General features: G+C 72.4%; 26 protein-coding genes. 20 read left to right on the top strand and 6 right to left on the bottom strand.

Going from position 1 to position 24774, the window contains the following annotated elements; genetic code table 11:
- Positions 1 to 205 precede the first annotated feature (205 nt).
- On the bottom strand, positions 206 to 844 hold the full coding sequence (locus ABTZ99_RS32855) for an SDR family NAD(P)-dependent oxidoreductase (RefSeq protein ID WP_498779825.1): 639 nt from the start codon (positions 842 to 844) through the stop codon (positions 206 to 208).
- Positions 845 to 1011: 167 nt separating this feature from the next.
- Here ABTZ99_RS32855 and rpe point away from each other — a divergent pair, with 167 nt between their 5' ends.
- The 8 genes from rpe (at position 1012) to ABTZ99_RS32815 (ending at position 7661) form a co-directional block, all read left to right on the top strand.
- Positions 1012 to 1662 carry a ribulose-phosphate 3-epimerase gene (gene rpe, locus ABTZ99_RS32850; RefSeq protein ID WP_498779891.1) on the top strand — a complete coding sequence of 217 codons (651 nt, stop codon included), beginning with the start codon at positions 1012 to 1014 and terminating at the stop codon, positions 1660 to 1662.
- Positions 1663 to 1676: 14 nt separating this feature from the next.
- Complete coding sequence (ribD, locus tag ABTZ99_RS32845) at positions 1677 to 2672, top strand: bifunctional diaminohydroxyphosphoribosylaminopyrimidine deaminase/5-amino-6-(5-phosphoribosylamino)uracil reductase RibD (RefSeq protein WP_499616794.1); 996 nt, start codon at positions 1677 to 1679, stop codon at positions 2670 to 2672.
- A gap of 9 nt (positions 2673 to 2681) precedes the next feature.
- Complete coding sequence (locus ABTZ99_RS32840) at positions 2682 to 3293, top strand: riboflavin synthase (protein ID WP_498779823.1); 612 nt, start codon at positions 2682 to 2684, stop codon at positions 3291 to 3293.
- Positions 3290 to 4564 (top strand): bifunctional 3,4-dihydroxy-2-butanone-4-phosphate synthase/GTP cyclohydrolase II, encoded by a 1275-nt coding sequence (locus ABTZ99_RS32835; RefSeq protein ID WP_498779821.1) that lies wholly within the window; start codon positions 3290 to 3292, stop codon positions 4562 to 4564. The genes ABTZ99_RS32840 and ABTZ99_RS32835 overlap by 4 nt, the downstream gene beginning before the upstream one ends.
- On the top strand, positions 4561 to 5040 hold the full coding sequence (gene ribH, locus ABTZ99_RS32830) for a 6,7-dimethyl-8-ribityllumazine synthase (RefSeq protein ID WP_230569175.1): 480 nt from the start codon (positions 4561 to 4563) through the stop codon (positions 5038 to 5040). Before ABTZ99_RS32835 ends, ribH begins: the two co-directional genes overlap by 4 nt.
- Entirely contained in the window at positions 5037 to 5486 is a 450-nt protein-coding gene (locus tag ABTZ99_RS32825; RefSeq protein WP_498779818.1) for a PH domain-containing protein, read from the top strand. The genes ribH and ABTZ99_RS32825 overlap by 4 nt, the downstream gene beginning before the upstream one ends.
- A 188-nt stretch (positions 5487 to 5674) precedes the next feature.
- Positions 5675 to 7012: a M28 family peptidase gene (locus tag ABTZ99_RS32820; protein ID WP_498779817.1), complete on the top strand. Its 1338-nt coding sequence runs from the start codon at positions 5675 to 5677 to the stop codon at positions 7010 to 7012.
- 13 nt (positions 7013 to 7025) lie between these two features.
- A complete protein-coding gene (locus ABTZ99_RS32815) occupies positions 7026 to 7661 on the top strand; it encodes a DUF7919 family protein (protein WP_499616787.1) in 636 nt (211 codons plus the stop codon).
- Between the two features lie 3 nt (positions 7662 to 7664).
- Here the strand turns inward: ABTZ99_RS32815 and ABTZ99_RS32810 are convergent, their stop codons facing one another.
- The 3 genes from ABTZ99_RS32810 to ABTZ99_RS32800 are packed head-to-tail and all read right to left on the bottom strand — an operon-like array spanning position 7665 to position 10704.
- Positions 7665 to 8618, bottom strand: coding sequence for a helix-turn-helix transcriptional regulator (locus ABTZ99_RS32810; protein ID WP_498779887.1), 954 nt, complete (start codon positions 8616 to 8618; stop codon positions 7665 to 7667).
- Positions 8619 to 8662: 44 nt separating this feature from the next.
- On the bottom strand, positions 8663 to 9145 hold the full coding sequence (locus ABTZ99_RS32805; RefSeq protein ID WP_498779813.1) for a hypothetical protein: 483 nt from the start codon (positions 9143 to 9145) through the stop codon (positions 8663 to 8665).
- Positions 9146 to 9147: 2 nt separating this feature from the next.
- Positions 9148 to 10704, bottom strand: a complete 1557-nt coding sequence (locus ABTZ99_RS32800; protein WP_498779812.1) for a helix-turn-helix domain-containing protein — start codon at positions 10702 to 10704, stop codon at positions 9148 to 9150.
- A gap of 277 nt (positions 10705 to 10981) precedes the next feature.
- Here ABTZ99_RS32800 and ABTZ99_RS32795 point away from each other — a divergent pair, with 277 nt between their 5' ends.
- From ABTZ99_RS32795 to whiA, 7 genes are all read left to right on the top strand, one after another.
- The gene (locus ABTZ99_RS32795; protein WP_123746588.1) at positions 10982 to 11473 is read left to right on the top strand and encodes a hypothetical protein; all 492 of its coding nucleotides are present in this window, start codon (positions 10982 to 10984) and stop codon (positions 11471 to 11473) included.
- A gap of 14 nt (positions 11474 to 11487) precedes the next feature.
- Positions 11488 to 11898: a Rieske (2Fe-2S) protein gene (locus ABTZ99_RS32790; RefSeq protein ID WP_498779811.1), complete on the top strand. Its 411-nt coding sequence runs from the start codon at positions 11488 to 11490 to the stop codon at positions 11896 to 11898.
- A gap of 100 nt (positions 11899 to 11998) precedes the next feature.
- Positions 11999 to 12469 carry a Rieske (2Fe-2S) protein gene (locus ABTZ99_RS32785; protein WP_498779809.1) on the top strand — a complete coding sequence of 157 codons (471 nt, stop codon included), beginning with the start codon at positions 11999 to 12001 and terminating at the stop codon, positions 12467 to 12469.
- 212 nt (positions 12470 to 12681) lie between these two features.
- Positions 12682 to 14625 carry an excinuclease ABC subunit UvrC gene (uvrC, locus tag ABTZ99_RS32780; RefSeq protein WP_499616783.1) on the top strand — a complete coding sequence of 648 codons (1944 nt, stop codon included), beginning with the start codon at positions 12682 to 12684 and terminating at the stop codon, positions 14623 to 14625.
- Between the two features lie 26 nt (positions 14626 to 14651).
- Complete coding sequence (rapZ, locus tag ABTZ99_RS32775) at positions 14652 to 15509, top strand: RNase adapter RapZ (protein ID WP_170232487.1); 858 nt, start codon at positions 14652 to 14654, stop codon at positions 15507 to 15509.
- Positions 15506 to 16537, top strand: coding sequence for a gluconeogenesis factor YvcK family protein (locus ABTZ99_RS32770; protein WP_499616780.1), 1032 nt, complete (start codon positions 15506 to 15508; stop codon positions 16535 to 16537). The genes rapZ and ABTZ99_RS32770 overlap by 4 nt, the downstream gene beginning before the upstream one ends.
- Complete coding sequence (whiA, locus tag ABTZ99_RS32765; protein WP_230569164.1) at positions 16528 to 17514, top strand: DNA-binding protein WhiA; 987 nt, start codon at positions 16528 to 16530, stop codon at positions 17512 to 17514. The genes ABTZ99_RS32770 and whiA overlap by 10 nt, the downstream gene beginning before the upstream one ends.
- Before the next feature lie 16 nt (positions 17515 to 17530).
- Here the strand turns inward: whiA and ABTZ99_RS32760 are convergent, their stop codons facing one another.
- The gene (locus tag ABTZ99_RS32760) at positions 17531 to 19585 is read right to left on the bottom strand and encodes an acyltransferase family protein (protein ID WP_499616777.1); all 2055 of its coding nucleotides are present in this window, start codon (positions 19583 to 19585) and stop codon (positions 17531 to 17533) included.
- Positions 19586 to 20007: 422 nt separating this feature from the next.
- Between ABTZ99_RS32760 and gap the strand changes: the two genes are divergently transcribed.
- The 5 genes from gap to ABTZ99_RS32735 all read left to right on the top strand — a co-directional run bounded on the left by gap (position 20008) and on the right by ABTZ99_RS32735 (position 23729).
- Positions 20008 to 21012 (top strand): type I glyceraldehyde-3-phosphate dehydrogenase, encoded by a 1005-nt coding sequence (gene gap, locus ABTZ99_RS32755; RefSeq protein ID WP_230569162.1) that lies wholly within the window; start codon positions 20008 to 20010, stop codon positions 21010 to 21012.
- A 22-nt stretch (positions 21013 to 21034) separates the two neighbouring features.
- Positions 21035 to 22198, top strand: coding sequence for a phosphoglycerate kinase (locus ABTZ99_RS32750; RefSeq protein WP_498779802.1), 1164 nt, complete (start codon positions 21035 to 21037; stop codon positions 22196 to 22198).
- Positions 22198 to 22986: a triose-phosphate isomerase gene (gene tpiA, locus ABTZ99_RS32745; protein WP_498779800.1), complete on the top strand. Its 789-nt coding sequence runs from the start codon at positions 22198 to 22200 to the stop codon at positions 22984 to 22986. Before ABTZ99_RS32750 ends, tpiA begins: the two co-directional genes overlap by 1 nt.
- A gap of 90 nt (positions 22987 to 23076) precedes the next feature.
- Positions 23077 to 23310, top strand: a complete 234-nt coding sequence (gene secG / locus ABTZ99_RS32740; protein ID WP_498779798.1) for a preprotein translocase subunit SecG — start codon at positions 23077 to 23079, stop codon at positions 23308 to 23310.
- Positions 23311 to 23384: 74 nt separating this feature from the next.
- Complete coding sequence (locus tag ABTZ99_RS32735; RefSeq protein WP_015103628.1) at positions 23385 to 23729, top strand: RNA polymerase-binding protein RbpA; 345 nt, start codon at positions 23385 to 23387, stop codon at positions 23727 to 23729.
- A gap of 139 nt (positions 23730 to 23868) precedes the next feature.
- Here ABTZ99_RS32735 and ABTZ99_RS32730 read toward each other — a convergent pair whose 3' ends face one another.
- A complete protein-coding gene (locus ABTZ99_RS32730) occupies positions 23869 to 24747 on the bottom strand; it encodes a hypothetical protein (RefSeq protein ID WP_499616772.1) in 879 nt (292 codons plus the stop codon).
- Positions 24748 to 24774 lie beyond the last annotated feature (27 nt).

Below are 24774 nucleotides of genomic sequence, written 5' to 3'. Positions count from 1 at the left end.
GGCGGGGAAAAGCGTCCCGCCGGGCCTGCCGGCTTCGACCAGCCTAAAGCACCCGAACCATGTCAAATCGGGCCTCGGTGGGGTCCGCTGCGGGTCCGTTGTGCGGCGGTTGAGGGCCTCGGTGGGTGTGGCGGGTCCGTTGTGGTCGGTGTGGGGTTGGATAGGCGGCTGGGTGGGTTTGGGTGGGGTGGTTCGGTTTGTGGGGTTAGGCGCCGACGGCGTTGGAGATGGGGGAGGGGTCGGCGAGGAGGAATCTGACTTCGTCGGCGACTCGGTGGACGTCGGCGGGTGCTACTACCGCGCAGTGGACGCCGTGTGGTGCTACTTCGACCGCCAGGCACTCTGTGTAGGCGATGGCTGCGGCGCGTGACGCGGCGTAGGCGGCGATGCCCGATCTCGGCACGGCGATCACGTGGGCGGGCACCATGATGATCGTTCCTCGGCCCCGGTCGACCATTCTGGTGGCGACGGCGCGGGAGACGTTGAACACGCCGTCCACGTTGACCGCGAAGCTGTGCGACCAGTCGTCGTCGGTGATCGAGAGGGCTGGGCCGGGGCGCAGGGCGCCGGCCGTGGCGACCAGGGCGTCGATGGCGCCGAACTCGCGTTCCACCTGGTCGACGAGGGCGTCGACGGCGGCGCTGGACGTGACGTCGATCTGCCTGCCGGCGATCCGCAGGCCCTGTGCGTGGAGGTGTTCGACCAGGTCGGCGAGTCTCGCGCCGTCGCTGTCGACGGCGGCGACCAGCGCGCCCTGCCTGGCCAGCGACTCGACCACCTCGGCGCCGAGCGGCGAACAGGCCCCGGTGATCAGTGCGATCTTGTGTCGGAATTCGGCATTCATCCCCAGTGCTCCCCAGTTGCTGCCCCCCGGTGTGCACGTTATGGCAGGCACACCGGCTAGGGAACTACCCGCGTGAGTAGTCGGAAAAGTGCGGGGTGAAATACGGCTCCCGGCCAGGTCCGGGCAATCGCGGAAGCCTAGACTCGGCACCCGTGGTCCACCAGCCGATGATCGCCCCGAGCATCCTGTCCGCCGATTTCGCCCGACTCGCCGACGAGGCCGCCGCCGTGCCCTCGGCCGACTGGCTGCACGTGGACGTCATGGACGCGCACTTCGTGCCCAACCTGACCATCGGGCTGCCGGTGGTGAAGTCGCTGCGCAAGGCGACCGACCTGCCGCTCGACTGCCACCTGATGATCGACGACCCGGACCGCTGGGCGGTCGGGTACGCGGAGGCGGGCGCGTACAACGTGACCGTGCACGTGGAGGCGGCCGGTGATCCGGTGGCGTTGGCGAAGGACCTGCGTGCGGCGGGTGCGAAGGCCGGGTTGTCGTTGAAGCCGGGCACGGCGCTGGAGCCGTACGTGGACGTGCTGAAGCACTACGACACGTTGCTGATCATGTCGGTGGAGCCGGGGTTCGGCGGGCAGTCGTTCATGGCGGAGGTGCTGGACAAGGTGCGCGTGGCGCGCCGGTTGGTCGACACCGGGCACCTCCGGTTGGTGGTCGAGATCGACGGCGGCATCAACGCGGACACGATCGAGCAGGCGGCCGAGGCCGGGGTGGACTGCTTCGTGGCCGGGTCGGCGGTGTACGACGCGGCCGATCCCGGTGTGGCGCTGGAGCGGCTGCGCGAGCAGGCGACGCGCGCGCGGTGAACGTGGACGAGGCGATGGCGCTGGCCGTCGCGGCGAGCGAGCGGGTGCGGGGCACGACCAGTCCGAACCCGCCGGTGGGTTGTGTGATCTTGGACGCGGGCGGGCGGGTGGTCGGGGTCGGCGCGACCCGGCCGCCGGGTGGCGCGCACGCCGAAGTGGTGGCGCTGGCGGAGGCCGGCGAGTCGGCCCGGGGCGGCACGGCCGTGGTGACGTTGGAGCCGTGCGCCCACCACGGGCGGACGCCGCCGTGCACCGGGGCGTTGCTCGCGGCCGGGGTGGCGCGGGTGGTGTTCGCGGTGGCGGACCCCAATCCGAAGGCGGCCGGTGGGGCCGCCGTGCTCCGGGAGGCCGGGGTCCTGGTCGAGGCGGGCGTGGGCGGGGACGCGGTGCGGCTGGGGCCGTTGCGGGCCTGGTTGCACTACGCGCGGACCGGGCGACCCCACGTGACCTGGAAGTACGCCGCCAGCCTGGACGGACGGGTCGCGGCGGGCGACGGCACCAGTCGGTGGATCAGCTCGGCGGAGTCGCGGGCCGAGGTGCACGAGTTCCGCGCGGTGGTGGACGCGATCGTGGTGGGCACCGGGACGGTCCGCACCGATGACCCGAGATTGACCGCGCGGACCGCGCGTCCGGGGCAGGATGGGGTCGGGCAGCCGTTGCGGGTCGTCGTCGGCAAGAGCGACCTGCCGCCGGGGGCCCGAGTGCTGGACGACGAGGCGGAGACGATGCACCTGCGGACGCACGACCCGGACGTTGTGCTCGGCGCGTTGGCCGCGCGGGGCGTGGTCGACGTGCTGCTGGAGGGCGGGCCTACCCTGGCGGGTGCGTTCGTGGCGGCCGACCGCGTCGACCGCGTGCTCGCCTACCTCGCCCCGAAGTTCTTGGGCGACGGTCCGCAGGCGTTGCGGGACGCGGGGGTGTCGACCGTCACCGACGCTGTGGGATTGGTCGTGGAGCAGGTCAGTATGTGCGGGCCGGACGTGCGGGTATCCGCAGTCCCCGCGCGTTGAGGAGGAACGGTGTTCACCGGGATCGTCGAGGAGTTGGGTGAGGTCGTCGCCGTCGCCGACCTGCCGGACGCGGCCCGCGTCACCATCGCGGGTCCGTTGGTGACCAGCGACGCGAAGCACGGCGATTCGATAGCGGTCAACGGTGTGTGCCTCACCGTGGTGGACGTCGCCGACGGCGCGTTCACCGCGGACGTGATGCGCGAGACGCTGACCCGCAGCAGCCTGGCCAAGATCGCCGGGGGCGACCGGGTCAACCTGGAGCGCGCCGCCGCCGTGGGCCAGCGCCTGGGCGGCCACATCGTGCAGGGCCACGTCGACGGCACCGGGGTGGTGCTGGCCAGGGAGAAGGCCGAGCACTGGGAGGTCGTCCACATCGGCCTGCCGCCTGCCCTGGCCCGGTACGTGGTGGAGAAGGGCTCGATCACCGTGGACGGCGTGTCGCTGACGGTGGTGTCGGTGTCGGAGACCGAGTTCACCGTGAGCCTGATCCCGACCACGTTGGAGCTCACCACCCTCGGCCGCCGGGCGCCGGGCGACCACGTCAACCTGGAGGTGGACGTGATCGCGAAGTACGTCGAGCGGCTCGCGCTGCCCCACCTGCCCGCCGAGGAGGCCCGGTGAACGACTTCGCCGACATCGAGCGGGCCATCGCGGACATGGCCGCGGGCAGGCCCGTCGTCGTCGTGGACGACGAGGACCGCGAGAACGAGGGCGACCTCATCTTCGCGGCGGAGAAGGCGACGCCGGAGCTGCTGGCGTTCATGGTCCGCTACACGTCCGGGTACGTGTGCGTGTCGCTGACCGAGAGCGATTGCGACCGGCTGGACCTGCCGCCGATGTACCACACGAACCAGGACCAGCGCGGCACCGCGTACACCGTGACCGTGGACGCCCGGGAGGGCATCTCCACCGGCATCTCGGCGGCGGACCGGGCGCACACGATCCGGTTGCTGGCCGACCCGGACGCCACGGCGAAGGACTTCAACCGTCCGGGTCACGTCGTGCCGCTGCGCGCGCGTGACGGTGGCGTGCTGCGTCGTGCCGGGCACACCGAGGCCGCCGTCGACCTGGCCCGGATGGCCGGGTTGTCGCCGGTGGGCGTGCTCTGCGAGATCGTGTCGCAGAAGGACGAGGGCGACATGGCCCGCCGCGACGAGCTGGCGGTGTTCGCCTCCGACCACGACCTGGCGCTCGTCACGATCGCCGACCTGATCGCCTACCGGCGGCGGATGGAGGTCCAGGTCGAGCGGGTCGCCGAGGCCCGCATCCCGACCGCGCACGGCACGTTCACCGCCGTCGGCTACGACAGCAAGCTCGACGGCATCGAGCACATCGCGATGGTCTACGGCGAGATCGGCGACGGCGAGGACGTGCTGGTCCGGGTGCACTCGGAGTGCCTGACCGGCGACGTGTTCGGCTCGCTGCGCTGCGACTGCGGCCCGCAGCTGGACGCGGCGCTGGAGGCGGTGGCCGCGCAGGGCCGCGGCGTCGTGCTCTACATGCGCGGGCACGAGGGCCGGGGCATCGGCCTGATGCACAAGCTGCAGGCCTACCAGCTGCAGGACCGGGGCGCGGACACGGTGGACGCGAACCTCGGGCTCGGGCTGCCCGCCGACGCGCGCGACTACGGCACCGGCGCGCAGATCCTGGCCTCGCTCGGCATCAAGTCGATGAGGCTGCTGACCAACAACCCGGCCAAGCGGGTGGGCCTGGAGGGCTACGGGCTGACCGTGCTCGACCGGGTGCCGCTGCCGATCTCGCCCAACCCGGAGAACCTGCGGTACCTGCGCACCAAGCGCGACCGGATGGGCCACGAGCTGCACCAGCTCGAGCAGTACGAGGCGCTGGCCCAGGGCGGCGCGGTGGTGTCCACCACGGAGGGAGCGGAATGAGCGGCGAAGGGCGGCCCGAGGACGTCGTCCCCGACGCGGCGGGGCTGACGCTGGGCGTCGTGGCCACGCGCTGGCACACGAAGATCACCGACAACCTGGTCGAGCGGGCGTTGGCGGCGGCGGCGAAGGCCGGTGTCGCCTCGCCGACGGTGGTGCGGGTGGCGGGCGCGGTGGAGCTGCCGGTCGTGGCGCAGGAACTGGCCCGCACGCACGACGCGGTGGTGGCGCTGGGCGTGGTGATCCGGGGCGGCACGCCGCACTTCGAGTACGTGTGCGACGCGGTGACCGCCGGGCTGACCCGGGTCGCGCTGGACTCGTCGACGCCGATCGGCAACGGCGTGCTGACCACCAACGACGAGGACCAGGCGCTGGCCCGCGCCGGGTTCCCGGACTCGGTGGAGGACAAGGGCTTCGAGGCGTGCGTGGCGGCGCTGGACACGGCGGTCGTGCTGCGCGGGCTGCGAGCGGGCTCGTGAGGACCGCCGTGGCCGTCGACGTGGTCGAGTTCCGCCCGAAGAGGATCCGCGTGGTCGCGTGGGCCAGCGCGGTGTTCCTGGTCGCGGTGTTCACCGTGGTCGGGTTGCTGCTGGGCGACACGCCGACCGGCGTGATCTTCCGGACCTCCGACCAGGTGGCGATGATCTTCCTGGGTGTGCTGCTGGCGTGCGGCATGCTGCTGCTGACCAGGCCGCGCGTGCGGGCCGACGCCGAGGGCGTCGAGGTGCGCAACGTGGTCACGGCGCACCGCTTCAGCTGGCCGGAGGTGCTGCACGTGTCGTTCCCGGACGGCGCGTCGTGGGCGCGCCTGGAGCTGCCGGACGACGAGTACGTGTCGATCATGGCCGTCCAGGCGGTGGACCGGGACCACGCCGTCGCCGCCGTCCGCGCCCTTCGCGACCTGCACAAAGCCGCCACCCGCTGATCGACCGCCCGCGCGTGTCCCCCGTTCGGGTCCCCCGGGTCGAACGGTCGCCTACCTCGTCCGGTCTGCCGGCGTAAGCGCTGATCGGCGTGGTTCCGTTGGACCAGGGGTGTCCTCCGACAGCACTCTTGTAGGGGGTCGGACCCCTGCCTAGGTTCGGGTGATCTACGAGCTTGGGGGGTCCGCACATGCGCAGACGTTCACTCCTGACCGGTGCCGCGGCCGTGGCCGGCGCGGTGACGCTCGGCCTGAACCCGGCGGCGCGGGCGCAGCGGCCCGGCGCGTCCGAGCAGCCCGACCTGTTCCTCGGCGACTACCCGGTGGTGGGCCGGGTGCGGGCGCGCAAGGCGATGGAGCACCTGCGGGTGCTCAGCGAGCGGATCGGCCAGCGCATCGGCGGCACGGAGTCCGAGCACCGCGCCCGCGACTACCTCGCCTCCGAGCTGCGCGACCTGCGCTACCAGGTGACGTTGCAGCCGTTCGCGGTGCCGGACAAGTACCTGTCGAAGCTGACCGTCGGCTCGGACACGTGGCACGCGGGCGCGTCCCGCTTCGGCGCGCTGGGCGTGACCGCGAGCGGCCCGGTGGTGGACCTGGGCACCGGCGCGTCCCTGCCCGCCGACCTGACCGGGAAGGTCGCGCTGCTGGTGAACGTGCCGACCGGCTCCACGGCGGTGCTGGACGCGGCACGGCTGGGCGCGGCGGCCGTGCTGGTCGGCCGCGTGTCGACGCCGCCGGCGGGCAAGACCGGCGCGTTCTCCCCGACGCTGACCGCGAACGTCGCCGTGCCGGTGCTGGGCGTCGCGCAGGTGCACGTCGAGCGGCTGCGGGCCGCGGGCGCCGTCACGGTGACCGTCTCCACCACCCACCTCGCGGGCCTGACCTCGTACAACGTCATCGCCGAACGCCCGGCGACGTTCCCCGGCCGGGACGACGGCGTGGTCATGGTGACCGCGCACTACGACAGCGTGCCCGGCTCGCCCGGCGCGAACGACGACGGCAGCGGCACGGTGCTGACCCTCGAACTGGCCCGCGTGCTGCGCTACCTGCCGACGCACAAGGCGCTGCGGTTCGCGCTGTGGGGCTCGGAGGAGCAGGGCCTGCTCGGCTCCCGGTACTACGTGAACCAGCTCGCCGACGCGGACGCGGCGCGCATCGCGGGCGTGTTCCAGAACGACATGGTCGCCACGAGCCACGGCCCGGCCACCGCCTACTGGCTGCTCTCGGTGGACGGCGGCGACAACGCCACCACCGCGCAGGTAGCCGCCGCCGCGGCACGCCTGGGCTACGGCGCGCAGGTGCACGGCCCGGTGCCGCGCGGCAGCAGCGACCACGTGCCGTTCCACGAGCGCAAGATCGCCGCGGCGAACTTCAGCTGGCGCGGAGAGGGCGGCCCGCACGAGCTGGAGCCGCTCTACCACACGCCCGAGGACACGATCGCGCAGAACGTGAGCCCGGACCGCCTGCAGATCTCGCTGGAGCTGATCGGCGCCGCCGCCTACCGTCTGGCCTGCACACGCGGCTGAACGACGGGACGACATGACGACGTACGAAGACCTGACGCCCTACGTGTACTGGAGCGGGGAGACGCCATCGACGGTCAACGTCGGGTGGTTGGGCCGGGAGTCGCGGTTCGAGGTCGGCGAACCGGAGCCCGGCCTGGCCGAGGCGCTGGGGGTGCTGGTCCGGTACCACCGCGTCCACGTCACGCGCGGGTGGCACGGCTGTGAGCTGTGCGGACCGGGCGCCGCGTACCCGGTGCGGGAGCCGGTCGAGGGGACCGTGCAGACGCTGGGCAGCGCGGAGATCCGCGTTCCCGGGCCGGACGGCGTCGTCTACGCGGCGCCGAACCTGGTGCACCACTACGTCGTGCGGCACCACTACCGCCCGCCGGCGCAGTTCGTGCCGGCGGTGCGGGCGGAGGCCGAGGCCCGTGGCCGCGCCTGGGAGGAGGCCAAGCGGTCCCTGCCCGTCGGCACGCCCGTGCGCGTGGAGGACGACGGCTACTCGGTGTGGGGCCTGTCGCCCGACCTGGACGACTTCCTCCGCCTGGACGGCCCCTCCCACGCCGAGCTGGACGCGCCGGACGTCGACCACGTCACGGTCGACACCGTCGTCACCGAGCACGTCGAGGACCATCGGGAGATCGTCCTGCGGCTCCCGGGCACGGCGTAGGCGTCACGGACCGGCGGCGCGGAGCAGGCGTTCGGCGGTGGCCCGGAGGTGGCGCCTCAGCTCCTCCGGGCCCTCCACCTCGAAGTCGACGCCGATCATCGCGATCCACGGCCCGACGTCCTCCAACGCGGACGTGCCCACCGTCAGCCGGGTCCGCTCGTCGTCGATCCGCTCCAGGTGGATCGGGCCGTACGAGGTGCGTGCCGCGACCACGTCGTAGGGCGCGTGCATGATCAGCCGGGCCTCGTGCTGGTGCGGCGCGACGGACAGCTGCCGCGCCACGTACGACGCCAGGTCCTCCGCCGGCGGCTCGCGCGGCGTGAAGCGGGCGCCCGGGGTCGGCTCCCCTTGGATCCGGTCCACCCGGAACGTCCGCCAGTCCGCCTTGTCCACGTCCCACGCCACCAGGTACCACCGCCGCCCGGTGTTCGCCAGGCCCAGCGGCTCCACGTGGCGGCGGGTGTCGCCGTCGCGCCCGGCGTAGGGGAACCGCAGCCGCTGGTGGTCGCGGCACGCGATGGCGATCGCGGTCAGCGTGCCCGCGTCGACCTGCGCCCCGCGCATCGGCAACGCCACGGTGTGCGCCTGGAGCGCGTTCACCCGCCGCCGCAGCCGCGACGGCAGCACCTGCTCCAGCTTGGCCAACGCGCGCACCGACGTCTCCTCGATGCCCGACACGCTGCCGCTGGCCGCCGTGCGCAACCCCACGGCGACCGCCACGGCCTCGTCGTCGTCCAACAACAACGGCGGCAGCTCGGCGCCCGCGCCCAGCTGGTAGCCGCCCGACACCCCCGGCGCGGCGTTGACCGGGTAGCCGAGGGTGCGCAGCTTGTCGACGTCGCGCCGCACGGTCCGGACGTCGACGCCGAGGCGGTGCGCGAGGTCCGCTCCGGTCCAGTCGCGGCGCACCTGCAACAACGACAGCAGCTTGAGCAGACGGGCCGAGGTCTCCAGCATGAGCCGCAGTCTGCCGGCCAACGCGGACAGCTCCTGTCCGCGTCCTAGCCGCGTCGTGCGCCTTCCGGCCACACGACCACCACCGGCACGCCCGACGCGCGCGCCGTCTCCACGACGTCCGCCGTGCCGCCGCGCCCGTCCGGCGGCTGCCCGTCCCACACCGCGATGAGCAGCTCCACCGACGCGAGCATCCGCTCGTTCGCCATCACGTACGCGTGCCGGCCCGACAGCTCGTTCGGCAGCACGCTGACCACGTGCGCCCGCGCCAGCAGCTCGTCGTAGTCGGCCCGCTTCTCCGGCTTCAGCCGGTCCCGGTAGTCCATCGCGGGCAGCACGACCTCGACCCGGCCGCCCAGCTCCAGCACCACCCGCGCGAACAGCTGGTCCGCGCCCGGCGCCAGGCAGGTCACCCCGACCAGGGATGACCCGCCCGCCGCCTCGGCCTCCACCGCCGCGCGGATGGCTTCCCGCACGGAGTCGACGCAATCGGGCGCCAGCTTGCTGTGCCCGGTGATCCCCACCCGCATCACTAGGCCGTCCGGACCCCGCGGATCGCCTCACGGGTGTCGCGCACGACGGCCAGGTCGCGGTGCCGCTCGGCCTCCTTGGCGAAGTCCTGCAGCTTGCGCACCACCCGCCCGGACGCCAGGCCCGCCGCCGTCGGCAGCACCTGCTGGATCAGCCCGCACGCCTCCTCGGGCTCGCCCGACACCATCTTCGTGCGGGCCAACCCGATGACGTCGAACGCCCGGTTGCGCACCCTCGCCGGGTCGCGCAGGTCGAGCGCCCGCCGGATGTGCCGCTCCGCCAACGGCGCCTGCTTCGGGTCGTGCCCGGCCAGGTCCCTCATGCGCGCGCCGATCACGCCTTCCAGCTCCGCCTCGTCGAACGAGTCCAGCCACCACGGGTCCGAACCGGGCCGCCGCTGCGCGAAGCTGTCCTGCGCCTGCCCGACCGCCCGGTGGAACTCCCGCACCCGACCCATCTGCGCGTAGGCCCACGCCTCACGGGTCAGCAGGAGCGCCTGCAACGTCGGGGTGGCGTTGCGCCGCGTGCCGTACTGGCCCAGCTGGACCAGCTCTAAACCGTCCTCGGGCCGGCCGAGGTCGAACATCTGCCTGGCCATCGCCGCCAGGCACAGGGCGGCGAACGGGTCGTTGCGCCCGGCCTTCGCCATGCGGACCCCGAGCACGTAGTACCGCTGCGCGGCGTCGTGCATGCCCGCGTCCCACGACATGCTCGCCGCCACCTTGGACAGCTCGGCCCCGATGAAGAAGGCCCGTTCCGTCGTGGGGCCCGCCGGCGCCCGCGACAACCGCTCGGCCAGTTCCTCCAACTGCCCGAGCACCGCCTTGCGCGCCAACCCGTACCCGCCTCGGCCACCCCACCCGCGCAGCCCGTCGGCGACGCGCTGCAACGCCGCCAGCTCCTCCTCGCTGATCGCCGCGCTGGACGACCACTTGGACAGGGGCTGCAAGGGGTGGAGCCACTTCTGCAACGGTTCGACCAGTGCGGGACCCATCGCCACCGCGGCGGCTCCGGTGAGCGCCGCTCGTCTGCTGATCGCCAAGTCGTTCCTCGCCGTCTCCTCGACCGATCTGGCAATGCTCGACGCGTCCCACGCCGCGGCGAGCACATCGGGCGGGGCGCCGCGATCGGCGTCCGCCTGGCTTGGGATTCCGACGCGGTCGAACCACAGCCGGTCGGCCGGCACGCCGAGCGCCCGCGCGAAGTGGCGCAGCCGGTCGATCCGGTCGATCGGGTTCTCACCGGTCTCGTACCGCGACAGCTGCGCCTGGGAGATCCCCAGCCAGGACGCCATGCGGTCTTGGGTGACGCGACTGACGTGCTGGGGGTGGTGCCGGTAGGCGGCGAGGAGGGCGCCCATGTTCCGGTCGGAGAACGCGGCGGCCATCGCCTCGTGGTCCCAGAAGTCCCCGGGTACCTCGGGTGGTCCGTAGAGCTCGGTCCGCGCGTTGCGGCGACAACGCTGGCAGAGCCGGTCGGTGTTGTCGGCGGCGATCAGCGCCCCGCACGTCGGGCATGCGCGCCTGGTACTGGCTGCTCTTCGAGCTTTCCGTTCCATGGCTCGCTCCCGTCACTGAGCGTGCTCACCAGTGTATAGAGATGTGATCAGGAGTCCATGCATTTCGTGCATAAGGCGGGGTGGGCCCCTGGTCGGAGCCCCCGTGACGCCGGGTGGTGGATGAGGCTGATCCGTGAGGTGCATGGATCCGACCCGATAACGGTGTGGTGAAACGTCCCGCCGGGGCCGACGCTGCGTGGTGTGCCAGTGCCGGGACGACCCCCGCGGCCCGCGCACACGCCGCCCACTCCACCCGACCGGGGAGGGACCTCCGCCGATGAGCATCACCGCCGCCACCACCGCCGACAACGGCCCGCGATACGGACCACGCGACCGCGCGCACCAGCAGGCACTCGGTGAGGCGATCGCGGGTTACCGGCTGCTGGGCTGGAAGGTCTCGGTCACCGAGCAGGGCGTCTTCCTGCCGCTGGGGCCCGCGACCACCGCCCTGGCCATGCCCGCCCGCATCGGCTCGCGCGTCCTGGCCGACCTCAAGGCCAGGATGCTCGCCGGTCCCGTCACCGTCATCCCGGGCCCGCGGGAGCACTGGATCTTCCTCGCCGAGCTGGTCGCCCTGCTGCCCACGCACCTGAAGGCGCCCGCCGAGGTCCAGTTCGTCCGCTCGCCGCAGCGGATCGCGCTGCCGCCGACGATGACCCGGTACGGGTCGCTGAGGTGGGCGAACCCGCCGTCGCACTCGCGGCACTGGTTCCCGCCGTTCACGGCGGTGCTGGCGCTGGCCCGGACGGCGGTGGCGAAGGACCGGTAGGCGAAGATGGGCGGGTGGACCGACGGACGCTGCTGTGCGGACTGCTCGCCCTGACCGCCGGCGTGCCCCTGACCTCCTGCGGCTCGGGCGCGCCGACGCGTCGGCCCGGTGTCGGCTCGGCCCGCGCGGGTGACCGCGTGGCCGGGCTCGCCGACGTCCCGGTCGGCTCCGGCGCGCTGGTCGACGTCGGCGGCGACGGCCAGTTGCTGCTGGTCAGGCCCTCGGAGTCGGAGGTGCGGGCGTTCAACCCGGCCTGCCCGCACCAGGGCACGACGGTGAACCCGCCCGCCGGCGGCACGATCAGCTGTCCCACGCACCGCTCCGCGTTCGACCCGACGACCGGGGCGGTGCTGTCCGGCCCGTCACCGCGGGGGTTGGCGGAGGTCGCGGTGGCGGTGTCCGGGCCCGACGTGTTGCTTTCCTGAAGAAGCCGTCCCAAGGGCTGGGGTGTTGAACCCCGCTTCACGTGGTGTCGTATTGCCTGTGTGGCCGAACGACCACCCACCACGTAGCAAAGGACCTGCTTTGAGTTCAACGGAGAAGACAGGGCTGTCCCGTCGCTCGGTGCTGTGCGGCGTGCTGGTCGCGCTGGCGGTGCCGGGCGGCCTGGCCGCGTGCAGCAGCGGTTCCACCCCCGGCGGCACCACCGCGACCGGCGGCGGCACGACGCCCGGCGGTGGCGGCACCACCCCGTCCGGGCCGCCGATCATCGCGGCGCTGGCCGACGTGCCCGACGGCGGCGGCACGATCGCGGGCAACCCGGCGGACAGCAAGCCGCTCGTGCTCGTCCGCACCGGCGACACGGTCAAGGCCTACGACGCCACCTGCCCGCACCAGGGGACCGCGGTGTCGCCGCCCGAGGGCGGCGTCATCACCTGCCCGAACCACGGCAGCACGTTCAACGCCGCGGACGGCCAGGTGACGAAGGGCCCGGCCACCACGGGCCTGAGGGAGGTCCCGGTGAAGGTCGAGGCGGGCCAGATCGTCCCCGCCTGAACCCCGCGAGGTCGCGTCGACCGTTCGCGCCCTCGTCCGCCGCGATCACGCTCGTCGATCGCCGGCGGATCGGGGCGCGAACGGTCCGCCCGCCGCGGAACGCCAGGTCCGACCTCGGCCAGGCGACCTCGCCCCGTGCCGCCGGGGGCGGCGTGATCCGGCACGGGGTCGGTCTCCGCCGGGCTGTCGGTGCCCCCACGTACGCTTGTCCGGTGGCCGATCCGTCGACCTATCGCCCTGCGACAGGCACCATCCCCGAAGCCCCCGGCGTGTACAAGTTCCGCGACGCCGGCGGCCGCGTGGTGTACGTCGGCAAGGCCAAGAGCCTGCGCCAACGCCTGAACTCCTACTTCGCCGACGTCGCCGGCCTGCACCCGCGCACCCGCCAGATGGTGACCACCGCCGCGAGCGTCGAGTGGACCGTCGTCGGCACCGAGGTCGAGGCGCTGCAGCTGGAGTACAACTGGATCAAGGAGTTCGACCCGCGCTTCAACGTCCGCTACCGCGACGACAAGTCGTACCCGGTGCTGGCCGTGACGTTGAACGAGGAGTTCCCCCGCCTGCACGTCTACCGCGGCCCGCGCCGCAAGGGCGTGCGCTACTTCGGCCCGTACGCGCACGCCTGGGCGATCCGCGAGACGCTCGACCTGCTGCTGCGCGTCTTCCCGGCGCGCACCTGCTCGGCGGGCGTGTTCAAGCGCCACGGCCAGATCGGCCGCCCCTGCCTGCTCGGCTACATCGACAAGTGCTCGGCGCCGTGCGTGGGCCGGGTCGACGCGGACGAGCACCGCGACATCGTCGAGGACTTCTGCGACTTCCTGGCCGGCAAGACCGACTCGATGGTGCGCCGGCTGGAACGCGAGATGACGGCCGCCGCCGAGGAGCTGGAGTTCGAGAAGGCCGCCCGCCTGCGCGACGACCAGGCGGCCCTCAAGCGCGCCTTGGAGAAGCAGGCCGTCGTCCTCGGCGACGGCACGGACGCCGACGTGGTCGCGTTCGCGCAGGACGACCTGGAGGTCTCGGTCCAGGTGTTCCACGTGCGCGGCGGCCGGGTGCGCGGCCAGCGCGGCTGGGTGGTCGACAAGGTCGACGAGACCGGCGTGACGGGCCTGGTGGACCAGTTCGTCACCCAGTTCTACGGCGAGCAGGTCGAGTCGGCCCGGGTCAGCGGCGTCGAGTCGGCGCCGGTGCCGCGCGAGGTGCTCGTGCCGGAGCTGCCCGACGACGCCGAGGCGGTCGAGAAGTGGCTGTCGGGCCTGCGCGGCGGCAAGGTGTCGTTGCGGGTGCCGCAGCGCGGTGACAAGCGGGCGCTCATGGAGACGGTGGAGCGCAACGCCAAGGAGGCGTTCCAGCAGCACAAGCTGCGCCGCGCCGGCGACCTGACGGCCCGGTCGGCGGCCTTGCAGGAGCTGCAGGAGGCGCTGGGCCTGGACACGGCGCCGTTGCGGATCGAGTGCACCGACGTCAGCCACGTGCAGGGCACGGACGTGGTGGCGTCGCTGGTGGTGTTCGAGGACGGCCTGGCGCGCAAGTCCGAGTACCGCCGGTTCGGCGTGCGGGAGGGCGCCGAGCAGGGCGACGTCGGCTCGATCGCCGAGGTGGTGCGGCGGCGCTTCCAGGCGTACCTGCGCGACAACAAGGACAACGGCGGCCCGACGCCCGGCATCGACCCGGAGACCGGCAAGCCGCGCAGGTTCGCCTACGCGCCGAACCTGCTGGTGGTGGACGGCGGCGCGCCGCAGGCGCAGGTAGCCTCCGACGTCTTGGCGGAGCTGGGCATCACCGACGTCGCGGTGGTCGGCCTGGCGAAGCGGCTGGAGGAGGTGTGGGTGCCCGGCGAGCCGGACCCGGTGATCCTGCCCCGCACCAGCGAGGCCCTGTACCTGCTGCAACGGGTGCGCGACGAGGCGCACCGGTTCGCCATCGCCTACCACCGGCAGAAGCGGTCGAAGCGGATGACGACCTCGGCGCTGGACGACGTGCCGGGACTGGGGCAGACGCGCAAGGCCGCGCTGCTGAAGCACTTCGGCTCGCTGAAGAAGTTGCGCGAGGCGAGCATCGAGGAGATCAGCGTGGTGCCCGGAGTGGGCCGGCGCACCGCGGAGGCCGTGCACGCGACGTTGAGCACGGCGGGCACCGAAGGGGAGCGAACGTGAGCGCACCGGCCGGCGAGAAGTCCGGCATCGAAGTCGCGGTGGTGACGGGCCTGTCGGGGGCGGGCCGCAGCACGGCCGCGAAGTGCCTGGAGGACCTGGGCTGGTTCGTGGTGGACAACCTGCCGCCCGAGCTGATCGCGACCATGGTGGAGCTGGGCGCCCAGGCCAGGGGGGCGATCACCCGGGTCGCGGTGGTCATGGACGTGCGCAGCCGCGCGTTCACCGAGGATTTGGCGGCGGTGATCAAGGACCTGGACGCGCGCGGCTACAAGCCGAAGGTGCTGTTCCTGGAGGCCACCGACGACGTGCTGATCCGCCGGTTCGAGTCGGTGCGGCGCGGCCACCCGCTGCAGGCCGACGGCCGCCTCGCCGACGGCATCGAGGCCGAGCGGATCCTGCTCACGCCGCTGCGCGAGGAAGCCGACCTGGTGCTGGACACCTCGGCGCTGTCGGTGCACCAGTTGCGGGCCAAGATCGAGGACACGTTCGGCACCGAGTCGGCGACCCGCACCCGCGTCACGGTGCTGTCGTTCGGCTACAAGTACGGCCTGCCGATGGACGCCGACCTGGTGATGGACGTGCGGTTCCTGCCGAACCCGTTCTGGATCCCGGAGCTGCGCGAGCAGACCGGCCTGGACGGCGACGTGCGCAACTACGTGCTCACGCAGGAAGGCGCGGAGGAGTTCCTGGACCGCTACCACGAGCTGCTGCGCCTCATCGGCGCCGGCTACCGGCGCGAGGGCAAGCGGTACCTGACGCTGGCGGTCGGCTGCACCGGCGGCAAGCACCGCAGCGTGGCCATCTCCGAGGAGCTCGCGGGCCGGCTGGCCAGCGAGGACGGCATGGCCGTCAAGGTCGTGCACCGGGACCTGGGACGCGAGTGAGCTTCGCAGCGGTAGCGCTGGGCGGTGGGCACGGGCTGCACGCCACGCTCACCGCCCTGCGCCGGGTGACCGACGACGTGACGGCCGTGGTGACGGTCGCGGACGACGGTGGCTCCTCGGGGCGGCTGCGCCGCGAGCTGGGCCTGCTGCCGCCCGGCGACCTGCGCAAGGCGATGGTGGCGCTGGCCGGCGCGGACGAGTCGAGCGCGTTGTGGGCGACGTTGTTCCAGCACCGGTTCGGCGGCACCGGCGCGCTCGCCGGGCACGCGGTGGGCAACCTCGTGCTGGCGGGCCTGCTGGAGCAGCTCGGCGACCCGGTGGCGGTGCTGGAGGAGGCCGGGCGGCTGCTCGGCGTGCGCGGTCGCGTGCTGCCGATGTGCACCGAGCCGTTGTCGATCGAGGCCGACGTGACCGGGCTGGACGATGACGACGACGTGGTGCGCCGCATCCGCGGCCAGGTCGCGATCGCCACCACGCCGGGACGCGTGCAGCGGATCCGGCTCAACGGGCCGGGCGGACCGGGCGAGGCGCCGCGCGGCTGCCGGCAGGCGGTGGAGGCGGTGCTCGCGGCGGACGTCGTGCTGCTCGGGCCCGGCTCGTGGTTCACCAGCGTGCTGCCGCACCTGCTCGTGCCCGAGCTGCACGACGCCCTCGTGCGCACGTCGGCGCGCAAGGTGGTCGTGCTCAACCTCGTCCCCCAACCGGGGGAAACCGACGGCTTCTCGCCGGAGCTGCACCTGGACGTGCTGTGCGCGCACGCGCCCGCCCTGCGGGTGGACGCGGTGATCGCGGACGTCGACGCGGTGCCCGTTCCGGACCGGCTGCGCAGGGCCGCCGCAGCTCTCGGCGCTGCGGCGCACCTCGCGCCCATCGCCGTGGCCGGCGCGCCCGACCGGCACGACCCGGCCGCGCTGGCGTCGAGCATCACCCGGGCGTTGGCCGGCCCTGGTGACGAGACCGGAGGGGCGTCGAGTACAACCCTCCAGGAAGACCGGACGAGCAGGGGAGGCGAGGCGCCGTGGCGATGACGTCGGCGGTGAAGGACGAGCTGAGCAGGCTGGCCGTCTCCAAGACCTGCTGCCGCCGCGCGGAGGTCGCCTCGTTGCTGCGGTTCGCGGGCGGCCTGCACATCGTGGGCGGCCGGGTGGTCGTCGAGGCGGAGCTGGACCTGGGTTCGACGGCGCGCCGGCTGCGCCGCGAGATCCACGAGCTGTACGGGCACCAGTCGGACGTGTTCACCATCACGTCCAGCGGGCTGCGCAAGGGCACCCGGTTCGTGGTGCGCGTGGTGAAGGACGGCGAGGGCCTGGCCAGGCAGACGGGGCTGCTCGACCCGCGCGGACGCCCGGTGCGCGGCCTGCCCGCGCCGGTGGTGTCGGGCGGTGTGTGCGACGCGGAGGCGGCGTGGCGCGGCGCGTTCCTGGCGCACGGCTCGCTGACCGAGCCGGGCCGGTCGTCGTCGATGGAGGTGACCTGCCCGGGGCCGGAGGCGGCGCTGGCGCTGGTCGGCGCGGCGCGGCGGATGGGCATCGGCTCGAAGTCGCGCGAGGTGCGCGGCGCGGAGCGCGTGGTGATAAGGGATGGCGACGCCATCGGCGCGATGCTGACCAGGCTCGGCGCGCACGACAGCGTGCTGGCCTGGGAGGAGCGCCGGATGCGCCGCGAGGTGCGTGCGACGGCGAACCGCCTGGCGAACTTCGACGACGCCAACCTGCGGCGCTCGGCCCGCGCCGCCGTCGCCGCCGCCGCCCGCGTGCAGCGGGCGCTGGAGATCCTGGGCGCCGAGGCGCCGGACCACCTGGCCGCCGCGGGAGCCCTTCGGCTGGCCCACCGGCAGGCCTCGCTGGAGGAACTGGGCCAACTCTCCGACCCGCAGATGACGAAGGACGCCGTCGCGGGCCGCATCCGCAGACTCCTGGCGATGGCGGACAAGCGGGCGAAGGAACTGGGCATGCCGGACACCGAGTCCGCCGTGACGGCGGACATGCTCGAAGCCGAGGTCTGACCGGAGGGCTGCCCCGCTAGCGGAGTCCCAGGGCGGCGACGAGCGGGTCGGCCAGGGACCTCACGTAGGTGTCGGTGAGGTGGTTGTCGCGGTAGACGACCACGTTGCCGACCACGGCGGGGCACGTGTCGGCGCGGCAGATCCAGTCGGTCAGGTCGACCACCCGCACGCCCGGCAGACCGGTCGCGGCGTCGGCCAGCGGGTCGGCCGCCGAGCCGACGGCCCGCGCCCGGGGCGTGTCGCAGTCGGCCGGGTCGTCGGGGCGGCGTTCCAGGCAGGGCACGACCGGCCGTGCCGGCCGGGGCAGTTCGCGGATCACGGCGACCGGGATGGCGGCGTCCGACAGCGCGGTGAGCATGGTCCGGTAACCCTCGACCGCGCGGTCGGGCGACTCCCAGGTCCAGTCCAGGTCCGCGCGGTAGGACTCGGGCGACATGGCGGCGGTGACGACCAGGTCGGGCTTCAGGTCGCGGATCAGGTCGAGCTTCTTCAGGTTCTCGTCCGAGCAGACGGTCAGCGGCGTGCCCGCCTCCGACGGCGGCACCGCGGTGAACGGGCAGCCGTTGCGCACGATGACCTTCACCCGCCACCGGCCGGCGCCCTCGTGCCGCACGAACTCGGCCAGGGCGCTGCTGAACTGGGCGGCGTGCGAATCGCCGACGATGACCGCGGTCTTGGTCGCCTCGGGTGCCCCGTACGTGCACGCCGCGGGCTCCGCGGTCATGTCGTAGACGTTGCAATCGCCCGGCAGGTCGCCGAGCGGCCCGTCCTCCCCCGCCACGGCGGGGTCGGGTGCGAGCGGGATGCCGGCCTGCGCGGGCACCGGACGGCTCGGGTCCAGCGCCAGCGCGCCGGGGTGGTCGGCGTCGATCACCGACCTGCCGCGCAACGCCGCCAGCGTCGACTCGGCCGACGCCCACCCGCCCGAAGCGACCGCCACGGTCACCGCGACCATGGCCGCGCCGATCCCGTACGTCACGCGCCTGCGGTTGTGCTTGCGCCGCCGGAACGGGTCCTCGACGAAGTGCTTCGACAACGCGGCCAGCACGAGGCTCAGCGCCGCGGCGAACCCGGCCTGGTACCCGTCCAAGACCTGACGCCCGGTCACCTCGAGCACGAACACGATCACCGGCCAGTGCCACAGGTACAGGCTGTAGGAGATGTCGCCGACGTAGGTCAGCGGGCGCAGGCCGAGGACGCGGGCCAGCGAGTCGTCCCGGGCGACCAGCACCGCCGCCGTGCCGACCGTCGGCAGTGCCGCGATCCAGCCCGGGAACGCCAGGTCCGTGGTGAACCGGAACGCGCTCACCAGCACCGCGGCCACACCGCCCCAGCCCAGCAGCAGACGTGCCGCCGCGCCGAGCCGCAGCCGGTGCAGCACCATCGCGGCCAGGCCGCCGATCCCGAGCTCCCACATCCGGGTCGGCGTCACGAAGTACGCCGCGCCGGGGTCGACCGGCGTGAACCAGACCGAGAACGCGAACGACGCGACCGTGATCACGCCGACCGAGACCGCGGCGTACCGCACCGGCCGTCCACCCCGCCGTGCCGCCAGGGTGGCCGCGACCAGCACCAGCGGGATGACCAGGTAGAACTGCTCCTCGACGGCCAGCGACCAGAAGTGCTGCACCGGTGAGGCCCCGACGCCCGCGTGCCCGTAGTCGTTCGACAGCACGGCCAGCAGCCAGTTCTGCGCGTTGATCGCGGAGAAGAGGACCTCGCGCAGCACGGTCGGCCACCGCGACTCGGGCAGCACGGCGAACACCGCCACCGCGACGGCCAGCAGCACGGCGGTGGCGGCGGGCAGGAGCCTGCGGATCCGCCGCGCGTAGAAGTCGAGCAGCCCGACCCGCCCGGTGCGGCGGACCTCGCCGGTGAGCGTGCCGATGATCAGGAAGCCCGAGAGCACGAAGAAGACGTCGACGCCGACGAAACCGCCGGGCAGCCACTCGGGGCGCAGGTGGTAGCAGATCACCAGGCCGACGGCCAACGCCCGCAGGCCCTGGATGTCGGCCCTGACCGCGGGACGACCGGCGGCGCGGGCGGCCTCGAGAGGCGGTTCGTCGGTCACCAGCGCCACTACCCACCGCCACGAGTCGAACGGAAAAAGCGGCGCAGCTTAACCCGTTCGTGTAACCGTGGCTGTAGCCCGTTCAGAGCAGCGTTACCGCACCGTCGACATTCGGAACGGCCACCCTCCGTCACGCAGCGCGCGTCCTGCGGGCGAGCACCGAGAGTCATAGGCTGGAAGCCGCCGGGCCCGACGCCGAAGCGCGGCGACGACCGCACTCCGGGGTCACGAAGCCCCCGTGACCGAGTTACCCAAAGGTAACAAGCCGGTCGAGCTGGATTTTCTTGTTCGATAAAGAGATCCTGGTGGTCCACGTGACCAGGGACGCAGGCCGGAGGCTAGGCTGGCTCTCGGCTGCCTGGTCAGCCCATGACTGCACGCCCCTGGCGGACAACGCCAGTCGAGTACCGAGGAGACTCACCGTGACGGTTCGCGTAGGTGTCAATGGTTTCGGCCGCATCGGTCGCAACTTCTGGCGCGCCGTTCAGGCCAGCGGGCACGACATCGAGATCGTCGCCTTCAACGACCTCGGTGACGTCAACACCATGGCCCACCTGCTCAAGTACGACTCCATCCTCGGCCGCCTCGACGGTGAGGTGACCGTGACCGACGAGGGCATCGCGGTCGACGGCAAGGTCATCAAGGCCCTGGCCGAGCGCGACCCCGGCAAGCTGCCCTGGAAGGACCTCGGCGTCGACGTCGTCGTGGAGTCGACCGGCTTCTTCACCGACGCCTCGGCCGCGCGCAAGCACGTGGACGAGGGCGGCGCGAAGAAGGTCATCATCTCCGCACCGGCCAAGGGTGAGGACCTCACCGTGGTGCTGGGCGCGAACGACGACCAGTACGACGGTTCGCAGACCGTCATCTCCAACGCCTCGTGCACCACCAACTGCCTGGCCCCGCTGGCCAAGGTGCTGCACGACAGCTTCACCATCGAGCGTGGCCTCATGACCACGATCCACGCCTACACCCAGGACCAGAACCTGCAGGACGCGCCGCACAAGGACCTGCGCCGCGCCCGTGCCGCCGCGCTGAACATCGTGCCCACCAGCACCGGTGCCGCGAAGGCGATCGGCCTGGTCCTGCCGGAGCTGAAGGGCAAGCTCGACGGCTACGCCCTGCGCGTGCCCGTGCCCACCGGCTCGGCCACCGACCTGACCGTCACCGTCGGCCGCGACGTCACCGTGGACGAGGTCAACGCCGCCTACAAGGCCGCCGCGGACGGTGCGCTCAAGGGCTACCTGCGCTACAACACCGACCCGATCGTGTCGGCCGACATCGTCACCGACCCGGCGTCGTGCATCTACGACGCGCCGCTGACCAAGGTCATCGGCAACCAGGTCAAGGTCGTCGGCTGGTACGACAACGAGTGGGGCTACTCCAACCGCCTCGCCGACCTGGTCAACCTCGTCGCCAGCAAGCTCTGAGCGAAGAGACGGATCACTCGCTGTGAAGACTCTCGACGATCTGCTCAGCGAGGGTGTCTCGGGTCGGCGCGTCCTCGTGCGCGCCGACCTGAACGTCCCCCTCGACGGCGACCGGATCACCGACGACGGCCGCGTCCGCGCGTCGGTGCCCACCCTCAAGGCGCTCGTGGACGCGGGCGCCCGCGTGCTGGTCGCCGCGCACCTGGGCCGCCCCAAGGGCGAGCCCGACCCCAAGTTCTCCCTCGCGCCCGTCGCCGTCCGGCTCGGTGAGCTGCTCGGCCTGCCGGTCGAGATCGGCACCGAGGCCGCCGGTGACGGCACCGTCGTGCTGCTGGAGAACATCCGCTTCGACGCCCGCGAGACCAGCAAGGACGACGCCGAGCGCGCCGCCCTCGCCGACGAGCTGGCCGCCAAGGCCGACGCGTTCGTCTCCGACGGCTTCGGCGTCGTGCACCGCAAGCAGGCGTCGGTCTACGACGTGGCCAAGAAGCTCCCGCACTACGCGGGCGGCCTCGTGCTGGCCGAGGTCGAGGTGCTGCGCAAGCTCACCGACGACCTCCAGCGCCCCTACGTCGTGGTGCTCGGCGGCGCGAAGGTCTCCGACAAGCTCGGCGTCATCGCGAACCTGCTCACCAAGGTCGACCGGCTCCTCGTGGGCGGCGGCATGGCCTACACCTTCCTCAAGGCCCAGGGCCACGAGGTCGGCGGCTCGCTGCTGCAGGAAGACCAGCTCGACCAGGTCCGCGGCTTCCTCGCCGAGGCCGAGAAGCGCGGCGTGGAGCTCGTGCTCCCGGTCGACGTGCTGGCCGCCGTCGACTTCGCGCCCGACGCGCAGTTCGAGGTCGTCGCCACCGACGCCATCCCCGCCGACCGGCAGGGCCTGGACATCGGCCCGGCGACCCGCGAGCTGTTCGCCTCGAAGCTCGCCGACGCGCAGACCGTGTTCTGGAACGGCCCGATGGGCGTGTTCGAGTTCGAGGCCTTCTCCGGCGGCACCCGCGCGGTGGCCGAGGCGCTGGTCAAGAGCGACGCGTTCACCGTGGTCGGCGGCGGCGACTCCGCCGCGGCCGTGCGCGCGCTCGGCCTGCCCGAGGACGGGTTCTCGCACATCTCCACCGGTGGTGGGGCGTCCCTGGAGTACCTGGAGGGCAAGGAACTGCCCGGCGTGTCTGTGTTGGAGGCGTGATGGCTCAGCGTCAGCCCCTCATCGCGGGCAACTGGAAGATGAACCTCAACCACCTCGAGGCCATCGCCCTGGTGCAGAAGATCGCCTTCTCGCTCCCGGAGAAGTACTTCGCCAAGGTCGAGGTCGCGGTGCTGCCCCCGTTCGTCGACATCCGGTCGATCCAGACCCTCGTCGACGGCGACAAGCTGCTGCTCAAGTACGGCGCGCAGGACCTGTCGCCGCACGACTCGGGCGCCTACACCGGCGACGTGTCCGGCCCGATGCTGGCCAAGCTCGGCTGCTCCTACGTCACCGTGGGCCACTCCGAGCGGCGCGAGTACCACAACGAGGACGACGGAGTCGTCAACAAGAAGGTCAAGGCGGCGCTCAAGCACGGCGTCACGCCCATCTTCTGCCTCGGCGAGCAGCTGGACGTCCGCGAGGCCGGCGGGCACGTCGAGCACTGCACCGAGCAGCTCGTCGCGGGCCTGAAGGGCCTCACCGCCGAGCAGGTGCGCGACGTCGTCGTCGCCTACGAGCCGGTGTGGGCGATCGGCACCGGCAAGGTCGCCTCGTCGGCCGACGCGCAGGAGGTGTGCGCCGCCATTCGGGTCAAGCTCGCCGAGCTCTACGGCGAGGACGTCGCTTCGGCCGTTCGAGTGCTTTACGGCGGCTCGGTCAAGTCCGGCAACATCGCGGAGTTGATCGCTCAGAAGGACGTCGACGGCGCCCTTGTCGGTGGTGCGAGCCTGGATGCGGACGAGTTCGCGAAGCTGTGTGCACTCGCCGCGGGCGGCCCTCTACCCTGATGTGATTGACACACTCTCCACCCGCGGTGGTCCACGGTCGGCAGTCGACCGGGTACTCTGTGGCGTCACCTGCCTGACAGCGAGGAAGAAATGATCCTGTTCCTGCAGATCCTGCTGCTCGTCTCCAGCCTGCTGCTGATCCTGCTCGTGCTGCTGCACCGCGGGCGTGGTGGCGGTCTGTCCTCGTTGTTCGGCGGCGGCATGCAGTCGAGCCTGTCCGGTTCCAGCGTGGTGGAGAAGAACCTCGACCGCCTGACGTTGTTCGTCGGCGCGGTCTGGGTCATCGCCATCGTGGGCATCGGGCTGCTGATGAAGGTCAACTGACACAGGTCGGTGGACGCCGACGACGTCGGCCGACGCGGACACAGGGAAACCACGTGGTGGGGGTGTGAGGGTCGATGGCTGGTGGTAACGCGATTCGCGGTACCCGCGTCGGCGCAGGCCCGATGGGCGAATCGGAGCGCGGCGAGTCCGCGCCCCGACGTCGGGTGTCGTACTGGTGCGCGAACGCGCACGAGTCTCGGCCGTCGTTCGCGGTCGAAGCCGAGATCCCGGAGAACTGGGACTGCCCCCGGTGCGGTCTGCCGGCCGGGCGCGACGAGCAGGCACCTCCTGCTCCGCCGCGCAACGAGCCGTACAAGACGCACCTGGCGTACGTGAAGGAGCGGCGCTCCGACGCGGACGGTGAGGCGATCCTCGAAGAGGCGCTCACCAAGCTGCGCAAGCAGCGCGAAGAGCCCTAGCCAGGCTCAGGCGAGAACGGCACGACGGCCCCGGTGGGACTTCCCCGCCGGGGCCTTCGTCGTCTTCGGGCCGTCATCGTCTTCGGGCCCGCTCAGGTTTGCCCTGTTCAGGCCCGGTTCGCCTCAGGTCCCGCTCGACTCAGGACCGCTTGGTGAACAGGCCGGCGAACTGGCGCCGGACCATGATCGCGCCCACGAGCAGGAAGAACACCAGGATCACCAGGGTGGACGTCGTGCCGCCGGTCGAGCTGGTCAACGCCACGTCCACGCTCCCGACCAGCACCACACCGCAGTCGGCGCGGATCACGTGGCGACCCGGCTGGATCGTGGTGAACTCGACCCTGGTGCTGAACGTGCCCGAGCCGTCCGCCTTCGCCGCGCCGACGGCCTCGCCCAGCGCGCTGAGCCGCACCGACGACCCCGGGTCACAGCCCGTGCCGGTGGCCGTCAACGGATCACCCGGCTGGATGTTGTCCTTGTCCAACGTCAGCGCGCCGTCACCGTCGAACGGCCTCGTGGTGGCGGTCGTGGTCGGCGCGGAGCTGTCCGTCGTGGTTGTCGTCGTCGCGGTTGTCGTGGTCGTCGTCGGCCGGGTGGTCGTGGTCGTCGGACGCGTGGTGGTCGTCGTGGTCACCGGGGGAGCGGTCGTCGTCGTGACCGGCGGCGGGGTCGTGGTCGTGGTCGGCCTCGCGGTCACCGTGAAGCTGTCCGTCGGGTTCGACGTCGCCGCGCACTGCGGGCGCGCCGTGACCCGGTGCGTCCCGACGCCCGCGTCCGACGGCACGGTCGCCGTGCCCGAACCCGTGCCGCGACCCGCGTGCCTGCCGCTGCCGATCACCCGCCCGCCGTCCCACAGGATCTGCACGGTGGGGTTCGAGCAGTCCGGGTCGAGGTACACGCCGGTCCAGCTCAGCGTGAACGTGCTGCCCGCCGGACCGGAATCCGGGCTCGCGGTCGCGACGCCCTGCTGCTGCGCCGATACCGGTGCCGCTACGAGCGCCGTAACGCCATATGCCAAGGCACCGAGTAGAGCTAGTGTTCCTGC

It is taken from the genome of Actinosynnema sp. NPDC002837, from assembly GCF_040295345.1.
Classification (GTDB): Bacteria; Actinomycetota; Actinomycetes; order Mycobacteriales; family Pseudonocardiaceae; genus Actinosynnema.
This window is presented reverse-complemented; position numbering and strand designations above follow the sequence as displayed.

Excerpts from the sequence above, each read along its gene's own strand:
- ABTZ99_RS32795 (WP_123746588.1), top strand. The coding sequence starts at position 10,982 with ATGAGCATCACCGCCGCCACCACCGCCGACAACGGCCCGCGATACGGA.
- ABTZ99_RS32805 (WP_498779813.1), bottom strand. The coding sequence starts at position 9,145 with ATGCGGGTGGGGATCACCGGGCACAGCAAGCTGGCGCCCGATTGCGTC.
- ABTZ99_RS32735 (WP_015103628.1), top strand. The coding sequence starts at position 23,385 with ATGGCTGGTGGTAACGCGATTCGCGGTACCCGCGTCGGCGCAGGCCCG.
- secG (WP_498779798.1), top strand. The coding sequence starts at position 23,077 with ATGATCCTGTTCCTGCAGATCCTGCTGCTCGTCTCCAGCCTGCTGCTG.
- ABTZ99_RS32800 (WP_498779812.1), bottom strand. The coding sequence starts at position 10,704 with ATGGAACGGAAAGCTCGAAGAGCAGCCAGTACCAGGCGCGCATGCCCG.
- ribH (WP_230569175.1), top strand. The coding sequence starts at position 4,561 with ATGAGCGGCGAAGGGCGGCCCGAGGACGTCGTCCCCGACGCGGCGGGG.
- ABTZ99_RS32810 (WP_498779887.1), bottom strand. The coding sequence starts at position 8,618 with ATGCTGGAGACCTCGGCCCGTCTGCTCAAGCTGCTGTCGTTGTTGCAG.
- ABTZ99_RS32855 (WP_498779825.1), bottom strand. The coding sequence starts at position 844 with ATGAATGCCGAATTCCGACACAAGATCGCACTGATCACCGGGGCCTGT.
- rpe (WP_498779891.1), top strand. The coding sequence starts at position 1,012 with ATGATCGCCCCGAGCATCCTGTCCGCCGATTTCGCCCGACTCGCCGAC.
- ABTZ99_RS32820 (WP_498779817.1), top strand. The coding sequence starts at position 5,675 with ATGCGCAGACGTTCACTCCTGACCGGTGCCGCGGCCGTGGCCGGCGCG.
- ABTZ99_RS32815 (WP_499616787.1), top strand. The coding sequence starts at position 7,026 with ATGACGACGTACGAAGACCTGACGCCCTACGTGTACTGGAGCGGGGAG.
- ribD (WP_499616794.1), top strand. The coding sequence starts at position 1,677 with ATGGCGCTGGCCGTCGCGGCGAGCGAGCGGGTGCGGGGCACGACCAGT.
- tpiA (WP_498779800.1), top strand. The coding sequence starts at position 22,198 with ATGGCTCAGCGTCAGCCCCTCATCGCGGGCAACTGGAAGATGAACCTC.